The sequence below is a fragment of the Advenella sp. genome, from assembly GCF_052108595.1.
GTDB lineage: Bacteria > Pseudomonadota > Gammaproteobacteria > Burkholderiales > Burkholderiaceae_B > Advenella.
Map to the genome: position 1 here is coordinate 14,638 of NZ_JBQEAU010000032.1, position 22,380 is coordinate 37,017.

Consider the following 22,380-nt stretch of genomic DNA (forward strand, 5'->3'; position numbering starts at 1 on the left):
CAACTCCACTCGCCCGTATGGGGCTATTATTTTTCAACTTTAATATTTGCTCGTTTAATCAAGTCGCTGTTTGTTCCGAGCTCCGCCTTGATTTTGCTGATGAACGCCTCAGAAGACTGGGTCAGGATATTCCCTTGAGGCATAAGGCGCTTTTTGATTTCAGGGTCCTGAACAACAGCGGCAATCTCGCGATTTAAGCGTTCGATGATTTCCGGCGGCGTTCCTGCCGGCGCAAATGTGCCAACCCAGAAGGAAATATCAAAGTCGGGAAAGCCTGCTTCGGCCACCGCCGGGACATCCGGCAAATCGCGCCAACGCTCCTTGGTGGATACGGCAAGAGGCTTGAGTTTTCCCGATTTCATAAGATGAACACCGCTTAATGTATCGAACCCAAAATCAATCTCCTGGCTAAGCAGCGCGGTTTCCATAGGCGCAGCACCGCGATAGGGAATATGCACCATTTGCGTGGAAGACATGGTTGCCAGCTGGGCCCCTGCCAGATGCATCAGGTTACCGTTTCCAGCAGAACCATAGGTAACCTTGTCCGGCTCGGCCTTGGCCTTGCTCACGAGATCTTTCACACTATTGATATCCTTGGTGCGAGGATTCTCAGGATTGATTGCAAGCACAAATGGCACGGACAGAACCGTACTGATAGGCGCTAAATCTTCTAATGGCTGATAGCCAAGATTTTTGTACAGTAATGGATTGACAGTGATGGAACTGGAGTTGCTCACGAGCAAAGTGTATCCATCCGGCTTCGCCTGGGCCACTGCCGTCGCTGCAAGTATGCCATTTGCACCGGTCTTGTTTTCTACGACGAAGTTTGTCTTTAGCTTACGGGACAAACCTTCGGCAATGATTCTCGAAACGGTATCTATGGTACTACCGGGACTAAATCCTACGACCAAGCGTACTGGCTGGCTCGGATAATCTGCGGCGCGAGCCAAGGGTACTGCTGTCAAAGTAGAAATTGCAGTTATAGCTGCAATAACAAGCTTGCAATGCATACGTGTCTCCTTTTTTATTTATCAGTCGGGCTGAAAATTCCCGCTGTCATGCAGTTTCATACTGTTATGCCTGACGAAACATGCGTTCTATTCTATAGCCGAGCAAAATGAATTGTCAAGCTCGAACGATGAATAGAAGACCCGGCATGAAGCCGCACTTGCAAATTTATTAAAGGTTGGTCGTCAGGCTATGCGGTCGAAGACATTGAGACTGATTGAAAAATGGGAAGGCAATAGTTACGCTGATTCTGGCATCCGTCGATGCATATGGCGTACTAATAAATGACACGGATGCCTGCAGGACTTATTGGCGTTATTCTGTTCTGCAAGACAAGTAGCGAGCGCGTTCGATACGACCCGAGACGGCGATGCCGAGTCTTGAACATTGAATATCCAGTGACAGGTGTCTGCGTTCAGGTCCGGGATTTCATGGATTGATCCTAAATTGCCACTGAGCTGGCAATCACATTTGCCACTATTGCGATTGTTATTTCGCCCCGTGAGGAACGGGTGCGAAATTTGCCGCCGGAGCACAGTTACCGGGAAATCGTGCTCATCTGTCTACGGGTGTGGGTCCGCTCTCTATACCGCTGCGAACGGCCCACTTTGACGAGCTATCAGCCCGCATTGCGCGAGCTTGCTGCTTCCCGCTGACGCTTGGCCTCTTCCAATAGATAAACCTGGTAATCATCCAAGTCACCATCAAAGTCTGTCATGCCGCCGCGCGACACCAGCCAGAACTCGTCGCAGACCGAACGCAGCAGCGCGCGGTCGTGGCTGACCAGCATCGCCGAACCTTCGAACTCGTTCAGCGCAACGCTCAGGGCCTCACGTGTCGCCAGATCCAGGTGGTTGGTCGGTTCATCGAGCAGCAGAAAATTGGGGCGCTGCCAGACAATCATGCACAACACCAGGCGCGCTTTTTCACCGCCGCTCATGCTGCCGACAGACTGCTTGACCATATCACCACTGAAATTAAAGGTGCCCAGGAAATTGCGCAGCCCCTGTTCACGACAATCCATGGCGCTGGGGCGCATGCTGGCCGGCGTGTCGCGCACCAGGCGGATCATGTGTTCCAGCGGGGTGTCGGCAGGCCGTAAGACATCCAGTTCCTGCTGCGAAAAGTAGCCGATATTCAGGCCTTTTCCAGGGATAATCTCGCCCGCGATCGCCTCCAAAGCGCCGGCAATGGTTTTTACGAATGTAGACTTGCCTTGTCCGTTGGCGCCAAGAATGCCGATGCGCTGCCCCGCCAGGACAGAGCGGTTGATGTTCTGCACGATGACGGTCGGCTTGGCATCGTTCGGTGCATCTTCGGGCGGCGGATAGCCAAAGCTGGCATCGGTCATGGACAGCATGGGGTTGGGCATGCTGAGCGGCTCCTTGAATTCGAACTGAAACTCGGCATCGGCCAGCATGGGCGCGATCTTTTCCATGCGCTCGAGTGCCTTGACGCGGCTTTGCGCCTGCTTGGCCTTGCTGGCTTTCGCCTTGAAACGGTCAATGAATTTTTGCAGATGCGCAACCTTTTCCTGTTGCTTGGCGTGCGCCGCCTGTTGCAGCAACATTTGTTCGGCACGCATGTCTTCAAACTTGCTGTAATTGCCGCCGTAGCGCACCAGCGTGCCATTGTCGATATGCAGCGTCACGTTGGTGATCGCATCCAGGAACTCACGGTCATGGCTGATCACAACCATCGTGCCGGCATAGTTTTTGAGCCAGGCCTCCAGCCACACCAGGGCGTCCAGATCCAGGTGATTGGTAGGTTCATCAAGCAACAGCAGGTCCGATGGACACATGAGCGCCCGCGCCAATTGCAGGCGCATGCGCCAGCCGCCCGAAAAACTGTTTACCGGCCGGTCAAGTTCGGCCACGCTAAAGCCCAAACCCAGAATAAGCGCCTGCGCACGGGCAGCAGCATCGTGGGCGCCGGCGTCGTGCAAGGCCATATAGGCGTGCGCCATACGCATGCCATCATCACTGGCCTCGGATGCAGCAACTTCGTTTTGCGCGGCCAGCAGGATGGTGTCACCCTCCACCACAAAGTCTGTTGCGCTCTGCTCGGTTTCCGGCATGTCCTGCGCCACTTGCGACATACGCCACTGCGATGGAATGGAAAACTCGCCGCCATCCTCATGTAGCGTGCCATTGAGCACCGCGAATAATGAAGACTTGCCCGCGCCATTGCGGCCGACCAGCCCCACCTTTTCACCAGGATTGAGCGTGACGGAAGTTTTGTCGAGCAATACTTTGCTGCCGCGACGCAAGGTCACGTTTTTGAGAATAATCATTGAGGGTAGATCTTCATTTTCGGAAACAAAAAACCCAGCCGAGACTGACCGGGAGTTGATCAAGGATGACGGGTCGAGGAGCCGGACGGGCAGCTCGCCTGATGGCAAGATGGCGGAAACGGCGGAAAGGAAGGGACAATTGTAGCAGCAGAGGCCCGCCATCAACGGGGTGAACGCGCTCCGGCATATGATTTCGGTCAAAATAGAAGGGATGCGAACCATATCGGAGTTAGCAAGATATCGAGCCTATACCGACTGGACAGCAGTTTTGGAAATCGTTAACACTCGCAAGAATGCCCCTGAGCCTCAAAAGCAAGCGTGCCTGATTGCCTGTATACCTCAGTTAAATGCAACTTCCTGTACGTTCACTCGTTACGGCTTCCCAGTTGCCTTCCAGGACCGGTCGTGTAAGTGTCAGTTTTTACCCTGTACTGATGTGATTTTCACCTGGTCTATCATGGGTATCGGTCTCGGATGTGCGTAAGAACAGGTCAACCCTGTTATCTTGACGGGTACTGGACTATATGCAAGACTACGACGCATACCAAAGCAGGCCAATCAAAGTAATTTGGTGAACGGGATACTATAAACAAAACCTGGCATCGCGGTTCATGAGCAATGCGTTTTGGCATCCAGGTTCCGCGAGCATTTGCGCGGCAGGCCGGCAAGATCATATGCCGCTCAGGCAGTGGAATGCTAAAACGAAAAATCATTTGATTTAAGGTTACAGATGAAATCAACCGAAGGCAGAAAAATGACACCCAATCATCCCATTTTCACGCGCTGGCCCGCGCAGCACCCCGATCGACTGCAGCTTTTTTCCGCCCCAACGCCCAATGGCGTGAAGGCCGGCATCATGCTTGAAGAAACAGGCCTTGCCTACGAGCCGCACCGGATCGATATTACGGCGAACGAAAGCCACGATCCTGCCTTTCTCGCACTAAACCCCAATGGCAAGATTCCCGCCATCTACGATCCCGACGGACCTGGCGGCAAACCGCTGGCGCTTTTCGAATCGGGTGCAATCTTGCTCTATCTTGCCGACAAGACAGGACAGTTTATTTCCGCTGATCCGAGCGCCCGTTACGAAACCATCCAGTGGTTGATGTGGCAAATGGGCGGCGTGGGACCGATGTTCGGCCAACTCGGCTTTTTCCACAAATTTGCCGGCAAGGCCTATGAGGACAAACGCCCGCTTGAACGCTATGCCACCGAATCGGCCCGACTGCTGGGTGTTCTTGACAAGCAACTCTCGGGACGAGACTGGGTGATGGGTGCAGAGTACAGCATCGCCGACATATCTCTGCTCGGATGGGTGCGCAATCTTATCGGCTTTTACGAGGCGCGCGAGATTGTTGGCTTCGACCGTTTTACTCATGTCCAGGCCTGGCTTGACCGTGGCCTTGCTCGTCCGGCGGTGCAACGGGGTCTGGAAGTGACGGCAGCCTGAACGGTTTCTCTGAGGTGACATTGTGGTGACAAGCGATGATCCGCAGCACGCTGCGGATTATGCCAGCACTGCCGTGGTGTGCAATGCGTCTGCCGTCACTCGTAATCACTTTACATTTTTGTCCAGGAATGCGCGGACGACCGGAATAATTTCTTTGCCGTGGGTTTCCAGGGCGAAGTGGCCGGTATCGTAGAAACGGACGTCCGCTTCAGGGATGTCGCGCTTCCATGCCTGAGCCCCCGCTGGCAGGAAAAACGGATCGTTCTTGCCCCAGACTGCGAGCAACGGCGGCTGATATTGGCGAAAATAGGCCTGGAATTCGGGATATTTCTCGACGTTGGATGCATAGTTCAACAGCAAGTCCAGCTGTATGTCTGCCATGCCTGGCCGACTGATGAACGCGCCTTCGAGCGTATAGCTGTCTGGTGCCACGACACTCGCATCACTCACCCCTTCAACATATTGCCACTTGATTGACTCCGGGGTCGGAAAGTCGGCCAGGGCCTTCCGGTTTTCCTGGGTCGGCGCTTGCCAATACTTCCGGATCGGTTCCCAGCCCTTGGCAAGACCCTCTTCATAGGCATTACCGTTTTGCGAAATAATCGCCGTCACACGGGCAGGATTAGCCAGCGCCAGACGCCAGCCTACGGGGGCGCCGTAGTCGTGAACCGCGAGGGCATAGCGGTCAAGCTTTAGCTGCGTGGTGAACTGCTCAATCGTTTTCGTGATATTGGCAAACGAATACTCATACTTGCCACGTTCAGGAGATTCTGTGAATCCAAAGGCGGGCAAATCAGGCGCGATGACGTGATACCTGTCTGCGAGGGCCGCAATCAGGTCGCGCCACATATACGATGACGCGGCGAAACCATGCAACAGCAAGATGGCCGGCGCACCGGGATCGCCCGCTTCACGATAGAAAACCTTCACGTCGCCAACCTGCTCGTAACGGTAATGGACCTGTTGGTTTGCAGAAAGGGGGGCGTCTGCGGCCTGCGCTTGTCCTGTGAGCAAAGCCGCAGCGACACTGGCTGATGCTGCAATCGATTTGGTGGATTTCATGACTGGCTCCTTAGTAACCTGTAAAAGTATAGATTGAAGGTTATCAGCGATTATAGTATCCTGTCAACATATAAATTACCGGTTACTCGAATCATGCCCTCTGTCATCAGCGGAACACCATTATTTATTGCAAACAATCTTGCGCTCGACTTCATTAACACCGAGTATGGGGTGGGACCACGGCATTGCGACTGCTTTGATAGCGACCACAGTGTGATCGAATGGCTCAGACTCGCCCAGTTGCTGCCGGATGACTGCAGCAGCGCGCCAGCCGGCCTGCTTGAGCTCGCACGCGCGCTCAGGGACAATGCCAAAGCGGTGGTCCTGGCCGCCAGAACAGGCAGCTCGGCCGATGCCGCCGTCATTAATCAGGTATTGGAAGCGGGCCGCCCCAGGAAGGAACTTGCGTGGGACGCCGCCAGCAGAACATTCAAGATCGTCAGACACCGGCACAACATGAACGCAGCCAGTCTGCTTGAACCTGTTGCACAAGCGCTCGTACAATTGCTTTCGAATGAAGATCTGCAACTTGTACGAGAATGTGAGGCGCACGACTGCACATTATTCTTTCACGATTTGACCAAGTCGCATCGGCGACGCTGGTGCAGTATGGCCTCTTGCGGCAACAGAATGAAAGCGGCCGCCCACCGTGCCCGCAAGAACGGCCAATAGGCCAATGACAATTTTCCAGTAAATACCGGCCATCATTGGCAGAACCTGCCGGCTTGACACTGCCAGCCCGGCCGACATCCATTGTTTACAGCGCATCGGTCATGGTACGCGCCGCCCCTGCAACTCAGCCTTTAGTCTTGGGCACCGGCGTGTTGAGCAATTGCTGCTCCCACAACAACGCAATACCGCTACCACCCACATGCTGAATCAGCACCTCGCTCAGCTCGGCGGCGTGCTCGGTGCGGGCCCAATCGCGCTGCCATTCGGAGGCCACTGCCAGCCAGGTCATCATGTTCACGCCGCCGGCGATCATGCGCTGGATCGCGACCTCATGCGCTTCAACTGAAGTGCCGCCAGAAGCGTCAGTCACGGCCGTGACATCCCAGCCTTCGCCTGCGGCCTGGATCGCCGGCATCGCCACGCAGATTTCGGTCCACAGACCCGCGATAATCAGTTGCTTGCGGCCCGTATCCTTGACGGCGTCGACTACCTTTTTATCTTCCCAGGTGTTGATGAACGTGCGGTCAATCACCTCCTGACCGGGGAATACATTTGTGATTTGTGGGAAGATGAGGCCGCCACGATCAGCGATCACGCTGGTCAGGATGGTGGGAACGCCAAATGCTTTGGCGGTCTTTGCCAGCGCTGTCGCATTGTTGACCACCATCTGTGGTTCGTGGCTGTTCAGGTTCGCAAGCTGGTAAGGCTGATGGTCGATCAGAACGAGTACCGAGTCTTCGGGACGAAGCAAAGAGGCAAGGCCATTACGAAATGTCATGAATATATCCTTGTGTATGAGGGCAGTTTCAGGAGAAGGCTTGCGCCGATTGCGACGCTACCAGGATGGATTCTTGCATTCGCGATGCGGATTCGGTAGTCATCCCTTGTGCTACACTGTGTCGCGAGAAGAGGAACGCCAAATTGGACATCGAAGACCTGCGCACATTCATCGAAGTTGCTGATGCCGGGGGCGTTTCGCCCGCTGCGCGCCGGCTCGGTGTGTCCAAGTCAATCGTCAGCCGGCGGCTCTTGCGGCTTGAGGCAGACCTGAGCGTGCAGCTTCTTGCACGAACCACCCGCGGCGCGGCGCTTACGGAAGCCGGCGCCACCTTCCGAGACTATGCCGCCAGAGCGTGTGCCGAGATCGACGTAGCCAGGGAAACGATCCTGCCCACCGGTGAGCTTTGCGGCCGCTTGCGAGTTGCCGTGCCGGTTTCTTTCGGCCCGAATCACCTGGCCCCCGTTCTTGCGCGCATGGCGCAACTGCATCCGCAGCTTCACATCCATGCCTCCTACAGTGATCGCTTCGTTGATATGGTGGCTGAAGGCTTTGATTGTGCAATCCGGATTGGCTACCTTAAGGACTCTGACCTGATCGCAAGACGCATCGGTCCGATCTATGGAAAGATGGTTGCGAGTCCGGACTATATCAAAGCGCACGGTTCCCCCGAAACGCCGGATGAACTCATCGGCCACCAGGCCCTTATGCAGGGCACCGAAGCCTGGCAACTTATGGACGGCGACAAGATCATCACAGTTCGCCCGCAAGGGCGCTTCAAGGCCGACAACGCCACGGCGTTAGCCGCCGCCGCATTGGCAGGGCTGGGCATCGCCTGGATCCCCGATGCCGTCACCCATGAACATGTGACCAGCGGCGCGCTTGTGCCGGTGATGACAGGCTATCCACCCCCACCGGCGGCAGCATATGTCATCCGCCCGCCAGGCAGACATCCTGCAAGAAAGGTTCGGGTGCTGACCGAGTTGCTGATTGAGTGCTTCGAACAGGCACCTGAGCCTGTGGGCGTCGGCTAGCAAAGCCGAATGGCATGAAGCATGCCAGCCATATGCGTTTGCACAATTTGGTAGGGCCGCGAATATTCCTGAAAATATGTCACTTGAATTAATTTAAGTGGGCCGGCCGATGAACGGATGACTGCCGTTCATAAGTATAGACTTGCTTATCAGCAAGCACATCATCGGATGATGGATCGCGCGCTGTGCGTGTAGCACGAGTATGAAAGTGCGTGGTTATTGAGGCAGCAGACAGTTTTTCATTAACTTTGCACCGATAGACAACAGCGCGCCCCGTCGATAGGCCAGTTCATAAGGCTCACTGCGTAACGTGAATTCAAACGGCAGTACCCTGACCAGATTATTGCGCACAAAAAACGAGGCAACGTCCGTCGAAGCCAGGGCGACAAAAGATGGATTTCTGTTCAATAACGCCAGGGTTGCAAATGGAGAGGTTGTTTCAAGCAAATTGGCAGGGAAACGAATCCCGGCATTATAAAATTCGCGCTCGAGCAACAGCCGCATGGGCATATTGGCACGGTACACGATCCATTTACATTGAGCCAGATCTTCAAGCGTCAGGCGATCACTACGCGCAAACGGATTATCACAGTTGGCAATGACGCTCAGTTCTTCCGGTTGCAGATGCTCGCTCTCATAAATTTCCGGTGTTTTACTGACCGACGTGCGGCATATCGCCATATCAAGCCGACCAGAATCTATCAGGCTCAGAAGTTCCGCGCTGGTGTCTTCAACGATTTCCACCGACATGCCAGGATGGGTCTGCATGAGATCGGCAACGGCATCGGTCAGCAACGGTATTGCACCCATGATGCATCCGACAGCAACCCTGCCACCATCTCCTTTCTGGATCGCATCCAGTTCGTTTCGCAAATGACCAAGATCGGTATAGATCATTCTTGCGTACTTCAACACGCATAAGCCTAAATCGTTGGCCTCCAGGCCACGGTTGGTTCTATTGAAAAGCGCAGCCCCAAATGTGGTTTCAATTTCCTGAAGCGCCTTGCTTGCGCCTGGTTGGCTGATAGCCACCTCATTTGCCGCCCCCAACAGGGAGCCATGCTCTGAAATGGCGATCAACAAACGAAGGTGCCTGACATGCAGCCTGGACGCAATAGAGGTTAAATTGGGTGTCATGGATTAACTACAGGTTATACCTGTATGAACAGTTTTCAGTACATCGCATATCAACATCACACATACAATGACTGGAAAATATACATAAAACAATGAACAAACGGGGACATGATCAGGCAGATACCCATGCCCATGTTGATTTCAATTATAACTTTTTATTAATTCAGATGGCACTCATCCAATATCTCACTCATATTCAGTTCGACTTCGGCGCTGTGCGTTTATTACAAGCGGAATGCGATCGCATCGGGATCAAACGCCCCATGGTCGTCACAGATCAGGGCATCCGGGCTGCAGGCCTGCTAGAAGCCGCTATAGTTCATCTGAATGATCCGGACAACGTACCCGTCTTCGATGAAACCCCGCCCAATCCAAATGAAAAAGCCGTGCGCAAGGCTGTTGCGACTTTTATCGAGAATGAATGCGACGGAATCATTGCGATAGGCGGTGGATCCTCAATCGACCTTGCCAAGGGCGTTGCAGTATGCGCAACGCATGAAGGGCCACTCAAGACCTTTGCCGTTATTGAAGGCGGGCTCAGTAAAATCACGTCGGCAGCAGCGCCTGTGATCGCGATCCCAACCACGGCGGGCACAGGTAGCGAAGTGGGCAGAGGTGCGATCCTGATTCTGGACGATGGTAGAAAAGTAGGCATCATTTCCCCTTTCATCGTTCCGAAAACGGCAATCTGTGACCCGGAGCTGACAATGAAGCTGCCGGCACAACTGACAGCCGCCACTGGCATGGACGCCATCGCGCATTGCCTTGAAACGTTTATGTCGCCGCTATTTAATCCTCCTGCTGACGGTATCGCATTAGACGGATTAAACAGAGCGTGGCGCCATATCGAACAGGCCACCAGCAATCCGGCAGATCGGGATGCCCGGCTGAACATGATGAGTGCAAGTATGCAAGGTGCGCTGGCGTTTCAAAAAGGGCTGGGCTGTGTGCATAGCCTTAGCCACTCTCTTGGTGGCATCAACCCGCGACTCCATCACGGGACACTGAACGCTATTTTTCTGCCCTCGGTCATCGAGTTCAATGCGCCTGCGACCACAATGGTGCAGGAAAGAAAACTGGATCGCATCGCCGCCGCAATAGGGCTTGCAAACGCAAGCTCGCTGGCCAATGAAGTTTTGAATCTGACCAAGCGACTTGGCTTGCCCACGACTTTAGCCCAACTTGGCGTGACGCGAGAGCTCTTTCCCAAGATCATTGACGGCGCACTTGCCGACCACAGCCATAAAACCAATCCGCGGGAAGCGACCGTGGAAGATTACATGGCGATGCTGAATGAGTCAATGTAGAAGGACGCAGACATATGCATCGACGCAATGCGCGGCAGCGCCATAAATAATAAATAAGGAGTTGGAAACATGAGGGACAAACCGGACTCAAGTGACGTTCCCCATAATCGGGTCGCCATTGTCACCGGAGCAGGAAGCGGCATAGGCAGGGCCACAGCATGCGCATTATTGGCGGATGGATGGCGCGTAGCCCTCGCCGGGCGTCATCTGGAGACTCTCGAAGCGACAATCCGCGACTGCGATACGTTTTTCTCGGCTCACGACATCCGGACTATTGCCATACCGACGGACGTCACTCAGCCGTCTTCCGTCGACCAGCTATTCGCTTCTGCGCAGCGTACCTTTGGTCGGCTCGACATGCTATTTAACAATGCCGGGCTCGGCGTTGCGGGAAAGTCTGTCGAAGAACTGGCATACGAACACTGGAAACAGATGCTTGACGTGAATGTCACCGGCACGTTTCTTTGCACGCAGGCAGCATTTCGGCAAATGAGTACGCAAACGCCGCGAGGCGGCCGCATTATCAATAACGGCTCGTTGTCGGCGCATGTGCCTAGATTGCAGTCAGCCGACTATACCGCCAGCAAGCACGCAGTTAGCGGCTTAACGAAAGCCTGCGCGCTCGATGGCCGGAAATACGATATCGCGGTATGCCAAGTGGATTTCGGCAACGCAGCGACCGAAATGGTGTCCCGCATGGAGACGGGCGCGCTGCAGGCAAGCGGCGAGTCCATTCCGGAGCCGACCATGGATGTTGTTCACGCGGCCAATGCCATTGTCCATATGGCCAGTCTCCCGCTTGAGGCCAATGTTCAGTTTATGACAGTCATGGCCACCAAAATGCCATTTGTGGGGCGGGGGTAATACAAAAAAGCAAATCCATTTCATGCAGGTCGCCACGCGTTACCGGCGACACAAATTATTAAAATCAGGAGACAAAGATGGCGAATACGAGGGTAGATGCACCGCTTGAGCCGCAGGAGCAAGAAAAGGCAGATCTGCTGCGCAAAGTTGCGTGGCGAATCATACCGCTGATCATTGCCTGTTTTATCATGGCATATCTGGATCGCGTCAATATCAGCTTTGCAAAATTGCAAATGCAATCGCAGTTGGGCCTGAGCGAAGCTGCTTACGGGCTTGGCGCCAGTATATTTTTCATCGGTTACCTCCTTTTCGAAATCCCAAGCAATATTATTCTGGCACGAGTAGGCGCGCGCCGATGGATCGCGCGGATCATGATTACCTGGGGCCTCGCCTCGGCTGCCATGATGTTCGTTCAGAGCGAGACCTCGTTCTATGCGCTGCGCTTTCTGCTTGGAGTGCTTGAGGCAGGCTTCGTTCCAGGCGTACTCTACTTCTTTACACAATGGTTTCCCGCCAGTTACCGCGGACGCATGAACAATATGTTTTTCGGCTCCATTGCGTTGTGCGGCATCATCGGTGGCCCGATTTCCGGTGCCATTCTAAAGCTGCTCGATGGCGTCAACGGCATGCCTGGCTGGCAATGGCTGTTCCTGATCGAAGGAATCCCTTCGTGTATTCTGGGCTTCGTAGTGTTGTTCGCCTTCAATGATCGCATCGAAGATGCCAAATGGCTGTCCCCCAAGGAAAAAACCCTGCTGGCACGCGAGATTGGCAAGGATCCCAAAGTCGACAACACGCATTCTTTCCGCGAGGCGTTGAAACGACCAGTCATTTATCTATTTTCGCTGATTTATCTCGGCCTTTGCATGGGAATCTACGGCATGCTTTTCTGGATGCCGCAGCTTATCAAGACGGCAGGTACGGCGGACCCGCTGATTATCGGCCTGATTACGACGCTGCCCTACATCGCCGCGATTATCGGAACGGTCCTGATCGGTAAAAGTTCCGACCATACCGGCGACCGCCGCTGGCACCTGGCGGGCTGTGCGTTGGCCGGTGCCGTCGGCTATGTGTTGTGTGCGATCTATTGGGACAACACCGTGGTGTTGGTGCTGGGCCTTAGTATTGCCGCGACGGGCATCATTGCCTCTTTCGGCATATTCTGGGTATTTCCGGTCCGCATAATGAGCGGTGTCGCTGCAGCCGGTAGCCTGGCCCTGATCAATTCCATCGGCCAAATCGGCGGCATTATCGCGCCCTACATGGTCGGCAAGGTCAAGGATGTGACGGGTAGCGCGTCGATGGGCTTATATGTGATTGCGCTGGCTTGCGTCGTCACTGCAATATTGATTATTTGCGCCATACCGCACAATATCCGTTTCCGAGATACGGTGGTGCGCCGCATTGCCGAGGAACGCGCCTAGCGGCACTGGACCATACGCCAGATCGGGTGAATGTCGGCGGCGATACCCTAGGGCCGAGACCGCCCAAACCAAGGCCATCGCATCTGGCCGCACGTTTGCCATGCTGCACGAAAACGATATAAAAACCATGATAATGGCAGACCTTCGGCGCCAACGCTCTGAACGACTGTGCCAGGCGGTGCAGTTGGCCGCCAATGGCCAGACCAATCAACGCAACGCGTCCACCTTGGAAGCATTCAGTGCCGCCTCAAAAAGTGCTTTTCCCGGGCCTGACAGCCATTGCTCCAGCGTGAGCATTGGACCGAATTCGCGCTCTAGCGCGGGGATGTCTGCAACCCCCGAAACCACACCATTATCGACGAGCACTGTAAGCTCTCTCAGGAAGGCATTGGTTGCCAGCAATTCCTCCGGGAACCGCTGATAGCGGATTGGACGGCCCGCTGCATGGGAGAAGGCGCTCTCCAAATCGTCGCCGGCAATGGCCTGTCCAGATAGCTCCAAGGACTGCCCTGCATAGCGATCGGGCTGACAGAGAATCTGAGCATTGATACGTCCAAGATCATCCAGCGCAATCATTTGCATCGCCTGACGTGGATACATGAAGAACGTGAAGCGCCCTTCATTCAACCCCATGCCGGGCAGCATCATCATTTCCATGAAGCTGGCCGGACGCGTGATCGTAGCCGCCAGGGGCACGCTGCGGATGTGATCCTCGATTTGGGATTTACTGTCGAAATGCCCCATCCCGGTATGGCCTTTGCCGGCCGCCCCGCCTGAGGAATAGACAAAGTGCTCTACACCAGCCGCGACAGCGCTGTCGGCAACTGCCACACCCTGAAGAACTTCCTGTTCATCCGATACCAATCCTGACGGCGAACTGGTTTGCACACTGAACACACCTTTTACACCAACCATTGCCCGGTCAATAGAGGCACGGTCGAACAGATCGCCAACGGCCAGCGTAATGCCTTCCTGGGCAAGCGCCTTTGCCTTGTTGCTTTGCGGATCACGGACAAAGCCGCGAACTGTGCAACCTTTGGCCCGAAGCGCCCGCGCAACGGCCCCGCCTTGCTGCCCTGTAACCCCAAAAACAAGAAATTCTGCAGAGCTTTTCATATTAGTTATCCATAGTAACTGTTGTTAGTTCCTATTCTAAACTATAATCAATTTGCCACAAGACGGCACATTTTTGATCCTGAGTTACATAGAGGTAACGAATGCAAAACAGTCCCAAAAAGGAAGTCATGCCACGTGAGGTCAATGGCCGGCCCGTCATTGAGACCCCAAACGGGCCGGTGCTAACACCCTGTGCACCTGGAAGCGTACTCGCCCGGCTTGGCGACAAATGGACGATTCTTGTGATCTCGCTGCTATCGCTTTCGCCCGACACGCCAATGCGATTCGGCGCCCTCAGACGCGGTATTCCTGATATCTCTCAACGGATGCTGACACTCACTTTGCGTAATCTGGAGCGAGACGGCCTCGTAGCACGGCACTACTACACCGAGTTGCCACCCCGCGTGGAATACGAGCTCACCCAACGGGGGCACTCGATGCTGAAACCACTGGCCGGGTTCACGGACTGGATACGCGATACGTGGCAGGACATTGAAGCATCGCGGCGCGAATATGACGCAGCAGAGCAGGAGCGTAGCTAACCGGCAAAAGGCACTGAGCCCAGCCATGTGCAACGGATATGGGCGGAGTGTACTGCTTTGATCCAGGGAGCCTCGATAGGGGCCGGGTGCTCAATTTGAGCACCTATTCGGAAGCTGTCAGACAAGCTTTGATTTACTCTGATCTAGTTTTAAGAATTCGAAGGCATACCCATCAGCGGCCTGTTGCCATTCTCACGCCCAGACCAACCAAGACAGCGCCCATCAAGGCATCAACGGGACGGCGGATGCTGGCATAGATGGATCGAACGCGGCCGATTGAGAATACTGATGCCAACAGGCAAAGCCAAAGGCTGGTTATTACGCCCACCATGGCAACAACAGCAATATAGACCAGGGGCGGCGCACCGACCGGCAGCAAGGTTACGAACAAGGTAGCAAAAAAAGTAGCCGTTTTCGGGTTGGTAATGCCAACGACAAATCCTATGCGCCATGACTGTCCCACGCCCACCGTAGACACCCCCGCGAGGTTCTGTTGGTCGTACTTCCCTTTGAAAACGCCCATCAGCATACGGCTGCCGAGATAGACCAGATAGATGGCCCCTGCCAGGCGGATGGCTTCGTACAACCAGTACAACTCCTTGATGAGCAGGCCAAATCCGAGGATGGCCAACGTTGCCCAAACAACCACAGCACTGGCGATGCCCAAGCCAACGAAGACGCCGGAGCGCCGGTTATTCAAGGCATGCGAAGTTACCGCGACAAAGTCAGGCCCAGGACTGGCGCATCCCAGAAGAATGATTCCTGCGAGCGCGAGTAATTGCGAAAAATAGTCCATAAGTGTGTAATCCAGATAGCCGCAATGAAGAACAGATGATAGCTTCATTTAACCACCGTCTGCGTACTACAACGCGCATACAATGTATAAAAAATGACTGACGCATAGACACTGCTTTCGCAGTATACATAATGCCGAAGCCATTGGAAGCATGCCTTTTTCTGCTTATAGAGATTCTAAGACGGAATTGGCGCAATTTCTACAATTGAAGCCAAGATATATATGTACCTCATTGTCGTAGATATTTATTTAGTCTGTGTCAACGACGGTACCATACGCAAGCTATACGCAAACTCAGCCGTTGTTCGTACTACAACGGATATCCATTCTCTGCACGAATAATCTGGCCGGCCATTGATCTTCCGGCCAGCTAGTCAACGCAACGCGATGCCGGCCTTGGATGCATTCAGCGCCGCCTCAAAAAGTGCTTTTCCCGGGCCCGACAGCCATTGCTCCAGCGTGAGCATTGGACCGAATTCGCGCTCTAGCGCAACCACTGGCCGGGTTCACGGACTGGATACGCGATACGTGGTAGGACATAGAAGCATCGCGGCGCGAATATGACGCAGCAGAGCAGGAGCGTAGCTAACCGGCAAAAGGCACTGAGCCCAGCCATGTGCAACGGATATGGGCGGAGTGTACTGCTTTGATCCAGGGCGTCTCAATAAGGGCCGGGTGCTCAGCAGGCTGACTGTATAGTCCGAAAGTATAGACATCCCGACGAGCCAAAGCCCGCCGGACGGCAGACAGCGATCAGACTGTGTCTCCCTTGATCCATTGCGGCGTGATTGATCGAAGTTCCGAGGGGGCAGCCAGCAACGCGGCGGTCTCTCGCTGGTAATCCGCAAACCAGGGCTGTTTGACAAAATCCTCCGAAGTAGCCTCGCCGTCAGATAACTGATAGGCAATGATCACGTCGGGATCGGTATCGTCGAAGCCATAGACATAATAAATTTGCCCTTTCATGCCTTCCACATAGGCGCGGGCATATTTCTCCCAAATAAGCTTTACTTCTTCGCGCTTGCCGGGCTTTGCATGGTGTCGAACATAAAATGCTTTCTTGCTCATGATATTCTCCTGAAACGTTGCGGCAACTCGCCGCCGATATTGGGAACATTTCCCATACCCTTATGACGTTTGAACAGAGGAATTTGTGACGCCTCCTGGATTTTTTGCTTGCTTTCGAGCAAGATAGCACCACCTTCGTTCAAAACAAAAAATCCCGGTGCAAGACATGTCTTTACCGGGGTGAATGTTCACCAGAATAGTACCGCCAAGCGGACATCGTTACTGCGCGCCTTTGTCTTCAATGCAGCTTAACTGCATCAAAGCCTGCCAGCTTGTCTGGATTGCGTACAATGAAAATATCCGTGATGCGATCGGCATTATCGAAAGCAAAAGAGACAATGGCAATAATGCTGCCCTTCTCTCTCAGGATAAGCCCCTTCGATCCGTTCAGTTCGGCCACTTCCCACTGATAGGCAGACCACCACCCTACCAGATAGCTCGTGAGGAACCGCAGGACAGCGTCGCCCTCCAGAATCTCCATCACAGCAGCCACCTTCCCTCCGCCATCGGCAGTCAAGCGGACGTCGCTCGCAAGCGTGGCGGCCAGAGAGCCGAGATCTCCGGTCCGGATCGCATTCTCGAAAGCAGAAAGAAGCGCTTCCTGTCGTGCCGCCGCAGGCCGATATCGCACCTGATTTTCGCCAATTCGCGATTTGGCCCGCGAAACAAGCTTGCGGCACGCCGGCTCGTTCATCTCAAGTGACGCAGCTACGTCGACGTAGGACATCTCGAAGATCTCGTAGAGCAGGTATGCCGCCCGCTCCTTCGGGGTTAACCGTTCAAGCATCAGTAAAAAGGCAGTCGATAACGATGACGAGAGCTCCATTTGCGTCTCTACGCTATTGTCCGTGAGCGTATGAACCGGTTCGGGCAGCCAGTTGCCCACATAATCGACACGGCTGCGATATGAGGCGCGCAGAAGATCGATAGCGCGCCGCGTACAGGCGGTTGTCAACCAGGCGCCCGGAGACTCGATGCCATCGATGTCCAACGCCTGCCAGCGCAGAAAGGTGTCCTGCACCGCGTCTTCTGCTTCCGCGCGGGATCCTAGAATCCGGTATGCAATGCCAAGCAGCCGCGGGCGCTCCTGCTCAAAGTAGCGCACATACATCGCCTCAGTCCCCGATTCCGGGCCTAATCCGGAGTGCACTCGCTCTGACCGATACCAGGAAATCATGTTCCGCCCTCCCTTCACAATGGTAGCAATACCCCTATTGACGGTTCAGCTCTTACTATTGTGACAACATCTCCCAAAGAAATGTCACCGGCCTGGCAGCCGCGGCTCACATCAGTTCATTGGCACCTGAAGATGAGCGGCCATATTGCGCTATCGATTCAGAGTTGCAAAACAATGCTTGTATCTCGTTTTTCGAGTTTCATCGGGGTTGTACATCAATAATTTCAGGCAAGCGCCGCAAGCGCGCTTAATTACATGGGCATTCCTGCGACTAAATACGAGTGATTCTAAATATAGGGGTTTGGGCCATCGTATATAATATTTATCTCATTAAAACCTATATCATTCAATGAGATAACTTCTGTTACGGGGCTTCCCGAACTGACAGGAGCTGAATGAAGATAACGAGGATGATTAAAGACAAAAATAACGCAATACATAGCACTTGCAGCGTATTTTGTTTCACCCAAAAACAATTGGTTATGTGCATCCGTATTGTTCATTGCATCTTTAGCCAAGGTAAGATACACCCCCCTTTTTGCATTTGCTCCTCTGCGAGCATGATTTGGATTTGCTGATATTTTTTTTTGTGTTTTTATCGCAGTAAATCCTCCATTCGACGTGTAATGGATATAAATAATTTTTCCGTTAAACATACCATTGTTGGTATGCATATCAATACGATGATCTGTACTAAACACCCGTTATACCTCCCAGTCCATGATGCGTAAGCAGTTATTTACATTTGCTATATATACTTATATGTGATTTACAAAAAGTAGCAAAAGAGAGAGACATCATTGTTGCGCGCCATCTCTCGCTCCTACTAATCGAAGATTCGATTGTCTATAGTAAACCTAAAAGCGCACTGAGTGTAGTGCCAAAACCAAGCTGAACGACCTTGCCCCCAATAAGAGCCCGGTGTCACGCAGCCATGAATTGCCCATGCTGTTTAGCAATACCCAAAGAGAACCGATATAGCTAAATGGTGAACGATCCACTTAGGTACCATGCGATGCGGCTGTCACGAGCGCCCGTCATAGGGAGCAAGTGCATCTCTCATATCGTTCTCTCAGCCAACTCCAATGGCTCTGTGGCAGCCCAGGCCGGTGTGCCTCTTGGTTTTACTATTTACTGCTTTGAAAATTTAAATACTTTGATGTTCGCGTCGATGGGGTCATTGGTAGATCTGACTCAATAACAATTTGACGAATGGAGTCAAAATCTATCACCCATTGATCGCAAGATTACACGTGGGCGCGCGAGGCGAAGAGGATTGAGGTCAGACAAGGAATCCGGAGAATAATGCCGTCGCAGCACATCAATAAACAATGTGCGTTCACGAGATTGACCGATCGCCGTCCTGAACGCTTGTTCATCGTGAATCTACAACGGATGCACGCAGCCTGCGAGATAATCAGCAGGCACGCCAGGCAAGGGGTTGTCCTGAAAATCCTGCCACGACCGAGGAGCGGTATCCAAACCCGTCATCCTTCGGACGCTTGACGATAAGTGCGGATACCACGCGGCCTCCTGCTCTGCCACAACCAGGTAGCGGCAAACGTTAGCATGGCTACAAATGCCAGGACGAATAACGCTATCTGGGTGAGCCTGCCGGCACTCTTCTCGGGTATCGGTACACCCTGCCAAGTTGTCATCCGTGTCACATCCGCAACGTCATTGACCGGGGCTGCGACCGGAATCACTGATACGCGCTCATACTCAAGCCCTGATATGCTTGCCGCCACAAGAGATTTGATTTTAGGAATCAGGGTCTCAACCTGGACACCTTTGCCTTTTTTGGACCACTCCTGAACGACTGCAAGACGACGTTTCATGCCTACCTGCGCAAGCGAAAGCCCCTCTGTCTTGTTATCCTGTTGCGTAGACACAAACAAGGTATCTCTGTCCAGGTACCACACCAGATCATGATCAGCGCCTATTCGGTGCAGGAAAGACGCCGCCGTATCACCGCTTTGCGCGCGGCCGCGAACAACTCCGTTCACCTTCTTCGAGATCTCTGTCGCAACGCCTATATTGCGTCCAAACTCAACCAGAACGTCTCTTAGATCCTGCTCGATGATCACGTAGGGATACGGACGTTGCAATATCGCAGCATTGGTGGTTGCCCATGTCCCAGACCAAGGCGCCACACACAAGACTGCCAACACAACTGCAATATTATGACGAAGGCGCAACCCTTGTTGTTTTGGCGAACACACTCAAATTTCTCCAGCGATTAGGAGGCATTATGAACAGCCACAATGACAGGGGCATGACATTTTTACTTAGCACAAGACATCAGTTGTTAGGTCAGCCGCTGTTGGCCTGGTCAATTAGCCCTTTGTTTTACAGGTCCGGCAGTCTTGCCTAAACTGGCGACCCGGAATACACCTATGTATACTGATCTTGTGAGGATCGTACAAGATCGAGCCGGCTACGCCTGCAGGCGTATCTGGGAGATTCTGCATGATTGATCACAGCCAGACGCTCATTTTCGTTTTTACATACTCATAGAAACTGATCGCCTTCGCCGGAAACCCAAAACGTTACGACATGCGGCGCGACTTGAACTATTTATTATTAATGATCGCCCACCGCTCATGGTCTCTCCAGGCTCCATCTATAAACAGGTATTTAGGAGAAAATCCTTCCTTTTGAAAACCGACCCTGCGAACCAATTCAATGGAAGCCGTATTATCCGGTTGAATATTGGCCTCTAAGCGATGTAAGCCTAATTCCTCGAAGGCATATTTGACTGCCAATTGCAATCCTTCCGTCATCAATCCTCGGCCCGCCATTTTTGAAGAGCCATAGAATCCAAGAAATCCACTTTGTAACGCCCCTGCTACTATTTCGTTTATATTTATAATTCCGACTACTTTCCGCGACACTTCTTCTCTTACTACAAGCCCTACAACTGCTGCAGTAAGACAACGCGAAAACCAGTTTTGAAATCCTGTTTGATCTGTAAATGGTGAAACCCAAGGGTGATGGTAGTGTTTATTTTGTAGATTGAATTCAATTAATTCTTGAGCATCGCCATGGGCGGCGCGTTGAATATAGACCTTATCCATTATTCCTCCAACATGAAGCCGCTAATAATAAAACAATGGCGGTGGCAGATGTCGAATCTCACAATAAGTGAAAATGGTTTACCTGAATTTAAAGGCTTTTTTCTCAATTGTGAAACTACCCTCCTTTCGAAATCTCATAACTAGTGCAAATTAATCAAAGAAAGCCAATTTAATGAAAATCACTTAATGAAAGTCACGATTTTCTATGTACATTTATTCAACTTTCTAATCGTTTGGTAAATTAGGGGCAGGGCAACTTTTTCGGCTAAAACTTTTAAAACTTATTAAAACTCTCAAAACCCTTTTCCCTATGGGCTTAGTTCCGGCTTTAAGCGAATTGACAACCTCAGCAGACTAGCAGCGCTAGTATGCAATTTCACCCTTTATCACAAGCACACAAGAACCGGAAATGGTCACGTCGGTGACGATACCTTGGTCCTTTATCACCTCGATGCTGATTAAACTACGTCGACCCATCTCCACGCCCTGCTCAATGGTGAGCGAGCGGGCGATGTCTGGTTCTGGTACCAGTGATACGAGGTAGGCGCTAAGTGCTGCCGACGCGCTGCCCGTCGCCGGGTCTTCAGAGACGTTGTCGAGCGGTGCGAACATGCGTGCTCGGATATCCCAAGGTGAGTTGGAAGAACGCACGTACACGAAGAGTGAGAAGTCGTGGTTTCCCTCCAGCGTTGGGCCTGCTGCGTCTTTGAAACATGCCAAATTCGGTCGGGCAAGAGCGAGCGTCGGCAGATCTACCAGTTCAGCCACGACAAAGCTTAACCCAACAGAGACAACCAATGGGCTATGAATAGTCGTGCGCACCGCCTCTGCCGGGATTGAAATACAACGTGCGACTGTCTCCGGATTGATTGTTCTGCCGGTCATGAAGGACTGGGGTGCACGAACCGATGCAGACAAGACATGGTTGCCGTCACGCTTCAGATCCACGCGAACGAGACCAGCCTGTTCTTCGAAGCGTAACGTGCTGCCTACCGGTTTTCCGAAAACCTCAGACTGTTGGCTGAGCACAAAGGCTGTTCCCACATTCGGGTGCCCGGCAAAAGGTACCTCCGTGGTAGGGGTGAAGATGCGAACCCGCGCCGTGTTTTCGGGGTTTTCTGGGGGCAGCACGAAGGTAACTTCGGAATAGCCAAATTCTGCGGCAATCTTCTGCATCTGGACATCACCCAAACCGCGTGCATCGGTTATTACGGCTAGCGGATTACCCTCGAAGCGTGTGGATGTGAAAACGTCGACCGTTGTAAAACTAACTCTGTTCATGGAGACTCCAACAAATAATCTGATTTTAGCGTCCGTCAGCAAGACAACTGCCAAATACAATTAGTGAAAATTGTTTGCTCTACTTTAAAGAAATTTTTCATTCATTGTGGAACTACATCATCTCGAAATTTCACAATTAGTGCGAATATTTTTTCCGAAAAGTATTGCCACAAGCTTCTGAATAAAAAAGGATAATCCGATCAATAACGCGGTTCGTGAAGCCGCTGAACGAGGTTATACGCTTTCGTTATTCTTCAATTGGTAGTTCGAGTAAAAAATATTAATGCCAATTGA

21 protein-coding genes are annotated in these 22,380 nt (G+C 52.8%); 7 read left to right on the forward strand and 14 right to left on the reverse strand.

Features of this window, described 5'->3' with window-relative positions; all coding sequences use genetic code 11:
- Positions 1 to 26: 26 nt before the first annotated feature.
- Positions 27 to 1,010, reverse strand: a complete 984-nt coding sequence (locus ACTIKR_RS07855; protein ID WP_442327562.1) for a Bug family tripartite tricarboxylate transporter substrate binding protein — start codon at positions 1,008 to 1,010, stop codon at positions 27 to 29.
- Positions 1,011 to 1,627: 617 nt separating this feature from the next.
- Positions 1,628 to 3,301, reverse strand: a complete 1,674-nt coding sequence (locus ACTIKR_RS07860; RefSeq protein WP_193087978.1) for an ABC-F family ATP-binding cassette domain-containing protein — start codon at positions 3,299 to 3,301, stop codon at positions 1,628 to 1,630.
- A 754-nt stretch (positions 3,302 to 4,055) separates the two neighbouring features.
- Between ACTIKR_RS07860 and ACTIKR_RS07865 the strand changes: the two genes are divergently transcribed.
- On the forward strand, positions 4,056 to 4,751 hold the full coding sequence (locus ACTIKR_RS07865; protein ID WP_193088056.1) for a glutathione S-transferase N-terminal domain-containing protein: 696 nt from the start codon (positions 4,056 to 4,058) through the stop codon (positions 4,749 to 4,751).
- A 105-nt stretch (positions 4,752 to 4,856) separates the two neighbouring features.
- On the opposite strand, the gene ACTIKR_RS07870 is transcribed toward ACTIKR_RS07865, so the two are convergent.
- A complete protein-coding gene (locus tag ACTIKR_RS07870; protein WP_442327563.1) occupies positions 4,857 to 5,813 on the reverse strand; it encodes an alpha/beta fold hydrolase in 957 nt (318 codons plus the stop codon).
- Positions 5,814 to 5,906: 93 nt separating this feature from the next.
- Here ACTIKR_RS07870 and ACTIKR_RS07875 point away from each other — a divergent pair, with 93 nt between their 5' ends.
- Positions 5,907 to 6,485: a CGNR zinc finger domain-containing protein gene (locus tag ACTIKR_RS07875; protein WP_442327564.1), complete on the forward strand. Its 579-nt coding sequence runs from the start codon at positions 5,907 to 5,909 to the stop codon at positions 6,483 to 6,485.
- A gap of 124 nt (positions 6,486 to 6,609) precedes the next feature.
- Here ACTIKR_RS07875 and ACTIKR_RS07880 read toward each other — a convergent pair whose 3' ends face one another.
- The gene (locus tag ACTIKR_RS07880; protein ID WP_193087975.1) at positions 6,610 to 7,263 is read right to left on the reverse strand and encodes a hydrolase; all 654 of its coding nucleotides are present in this window, start codon (positions 7,261 to 7,263) and stop codon (positions 6,610 to 6,612) included.
- Between the two features lie 143 nt (positions 7,264 to 7,406).
- Here ACTIKR_RS07880 and ACTIKR_RS07885 point away from each other — a divergent pair, with 143 nt between their 5' ends.
- The gene (locus ACTIKR_RS07885; protein WP_442327565.1) at positions 7,407 to 8,297 is read left to right on the forward strand and encodes a LysR family transcriptional regulator; all 891 of its coding nucleotides are present in this window, start codon (positions 7,407 to 7,409) and stop codon (positions 8,295 to 8,297) included.
- 216 nt (positions 8,298 to 8,513) lie between these two features.
- On the opposite strand, the gene ACTIKR_RS07890 is transcribed toward ACTIKR_RS07885, so the two are convergent.
- Positions 8,514 to 9,434, reverse strand: coding sequence for a LysR family transcriptional regulator (locus tag ACTIKR_RS07890; protein WP_442327566.1), 921 nt, complete (start codon positions 9,432 to 9,434; stop codon positions 8,514 to 8,516).
- 167 nt (positions 9,435 to 9,601) lie between these two features.
- On the opposite strand from ACTIKR_RS07890, the gene ACTIKR_RS07895 reads away from it, so the two are divergent.
- From ACTIKR_RS07895 to ACTIKR_RS07905, 3 genes are all read left to right on the forward strand, one after another.
- On the forward strand, positions 9,602 to 10,741 hold the full coding sequence (locus ACTIKR_RS07895; RefSeq protein ID WP_442327567.1) for an iron-containing alcohol dehydrogenase: 1,140 nt from the start codon (positions 9,602 to 9,604) through the stop codon (positions 10,739 to 10,741).
- Positions 10,742 to 10,810: 69 nt separating this feature from the next.
- A complete protein-coding gene (locus ACTIKR_RS07900) occupies positions 10,811 to 11,605 on the forward strand; it encodes an SDR family oxidoreductase (protein ID WP_442327568.1) in 795 nt (264 codons plus the stop codon).
- 77 nt (positions 11,606 to 11,682) lie between these two features.
- Positions 11,683 to 13,029 (forward strand): MFS transporter, encoded by a 1,347-nt coding sequence (locus ACTIKR_RS07905; protein ID WP_442327569.1) that lies wholly within the window; start codon positions 11,683 to 11,685, stop codon positions 13,027 to 13,029.
- A 207-nt stretch (positions 13,030 to 13,236) separates the two neighbouring features.
- On the opposite strand, the gene ACTIKR_RS07910 is transcribed toward ACTIKR_RS07905, so the two are convergent.
- Positions 13,237 to 14,145, reverse strand: a complete 909-nt coding sequence (locus ACTIKR_RS07910; protein WP_442327570.1) for an NmrA/HSCARG family protein — start codon at positions 14,143 to 14,145, stop codon at positions 13,237 to 13,239.
- Between the two features lie 101 nt (positions 14,146 to 14,246).
- Here ACTIKR_RS07910 and ACTIKR_RS07915 point away from each other — a divergent pair, with 101 nt between their 5' ends.
- A complete protein-coding gene (locus tag ACTIKR_RS07915) occupies positions 14,247 to 14,687 on the forward strand; it encodes a winged helix-turn-helix transcriptional regulator (RefSeq protein ID WP_226816625.1) in 441 nt (146 codons plus the stop codon).
- A gap of 172 nt (positions 14,688 to 14,859) precedes the next feature.
- Here ACTIKR_RS07915 and ACTIKR_RS07920 read toward each other — a convergent pair whose 3' ends face one another.
- The 8 genes from ACTIKR_RS07920 to ACTIKR_RS07955 all read right to left on the reverse strand — a co-directional run bounded on the left by ACTIKR_RS07920 (position 14,860) and on the right by ACTIKR_RS07955 (position 22,086).
- On the reverse strand, positions 14,860 to 15,483 hold the full coding sequence (locus tag ACTIKR_RS07920; RefSeq protein WP_193087968.1) for a LysE family translocator: 624 nt from the start codon (positions 15,481 to 15,483) through the stop codon (positions 14,860 to 14,862).
- 374 nt (positions 15,484 to 15,857) lie between these two features.
- Positions 15,858 to 15,980, reverse strand: a complete 123-nt coding sequence (locus tag ACTIKR_RS07925) for a hypothetical protein (protein ID WP_255509669.1) — start codon at positions 15,978 to 15,980, stop codon at positions 15,858 to 15,860.
- Between the two features lie 256 nt (positions 15,981 to 16,236).
- Entirely contained in the window at positions 16,237 to 16,551 is a 315-nt protein-coding gene (locus ACTIKR_RS07930; RefSeq protein ID WP_193087967.1) for a putative quinol monooxygenase, read from the reverse strand.
- A gap of 238 nt (positions 16,552 to 16,789) precedes the next feature.
- Positions 16,790 to 17,701 carry an RNA polymerase sigma factor SigJ gene (gene sigJ, locus ACTIKR_RS07935; RefSeq protein WP_442327571.1) on the reverse strand — a complete coding sequence of 304 codons (912 nt, stop codon included), beginning with the start codon at positions 17,699 to 17,701 and terminating at the stop codon, positions 16,790 to 16,792.
- 314 nt (positions 17,702 to 18,015) lie between these two features.
- The gene (locus ACTIKR_RS07940; RefSeq protein ID WP_442327572.1) at positions 18,016 to 18,429 is read right to left on the reverse strand and encodes a hypothetical protein; all 414 of its coding nucleotides are present in this window, start codon (positions 18,427 to 18,429) and stop codon (positions 18,016 to 18,018) included.
- Positions 18,430 to 19,215: 786 nt separating this feature from the next.
- The gene (locus tag ACTIKR_RS07945) at positions 19,216 to 19,881 is read right to left on the reverse strand and encodes a hypothetical protein (RefSeq protein ID WP_442327573.1); all 666 of its coding nucleotides are present in this window, start codon (positions 19,879 to 19,881) and stop codon (positions 19,216 to 19,218) included.
- Positions 19,882 to 20,301: 420 nt separating this feature from the next.
- On the reverse strand, positions 20,302 to 20,805 hold the full coding sequence (locus ACTIKR_RS07950) for a GNAT family N-acetyltransferase (RefSeq protein WP_442327574.1): 504 nt from the start codon (positions 20,803 to 20,805) through the stop codon (positions 20,302 to 20,304).
- Between the two features lie 363 nt (positions 20,806 to 21,168).
- Complete coding sequence (locus ACTIKR_RS07955; protein WP_442327575.1) at positions 21,169 to 22,086, reverse strand: PhzF family phenazine biosynthesis protein; 918 nt, start codon at positions 22,084 to 22,086, stop codon at positions 21,169 to 21,171.
- Between the last annotated feature and the right edge of the window lie 294 nt (positions 22,087 to 22,380).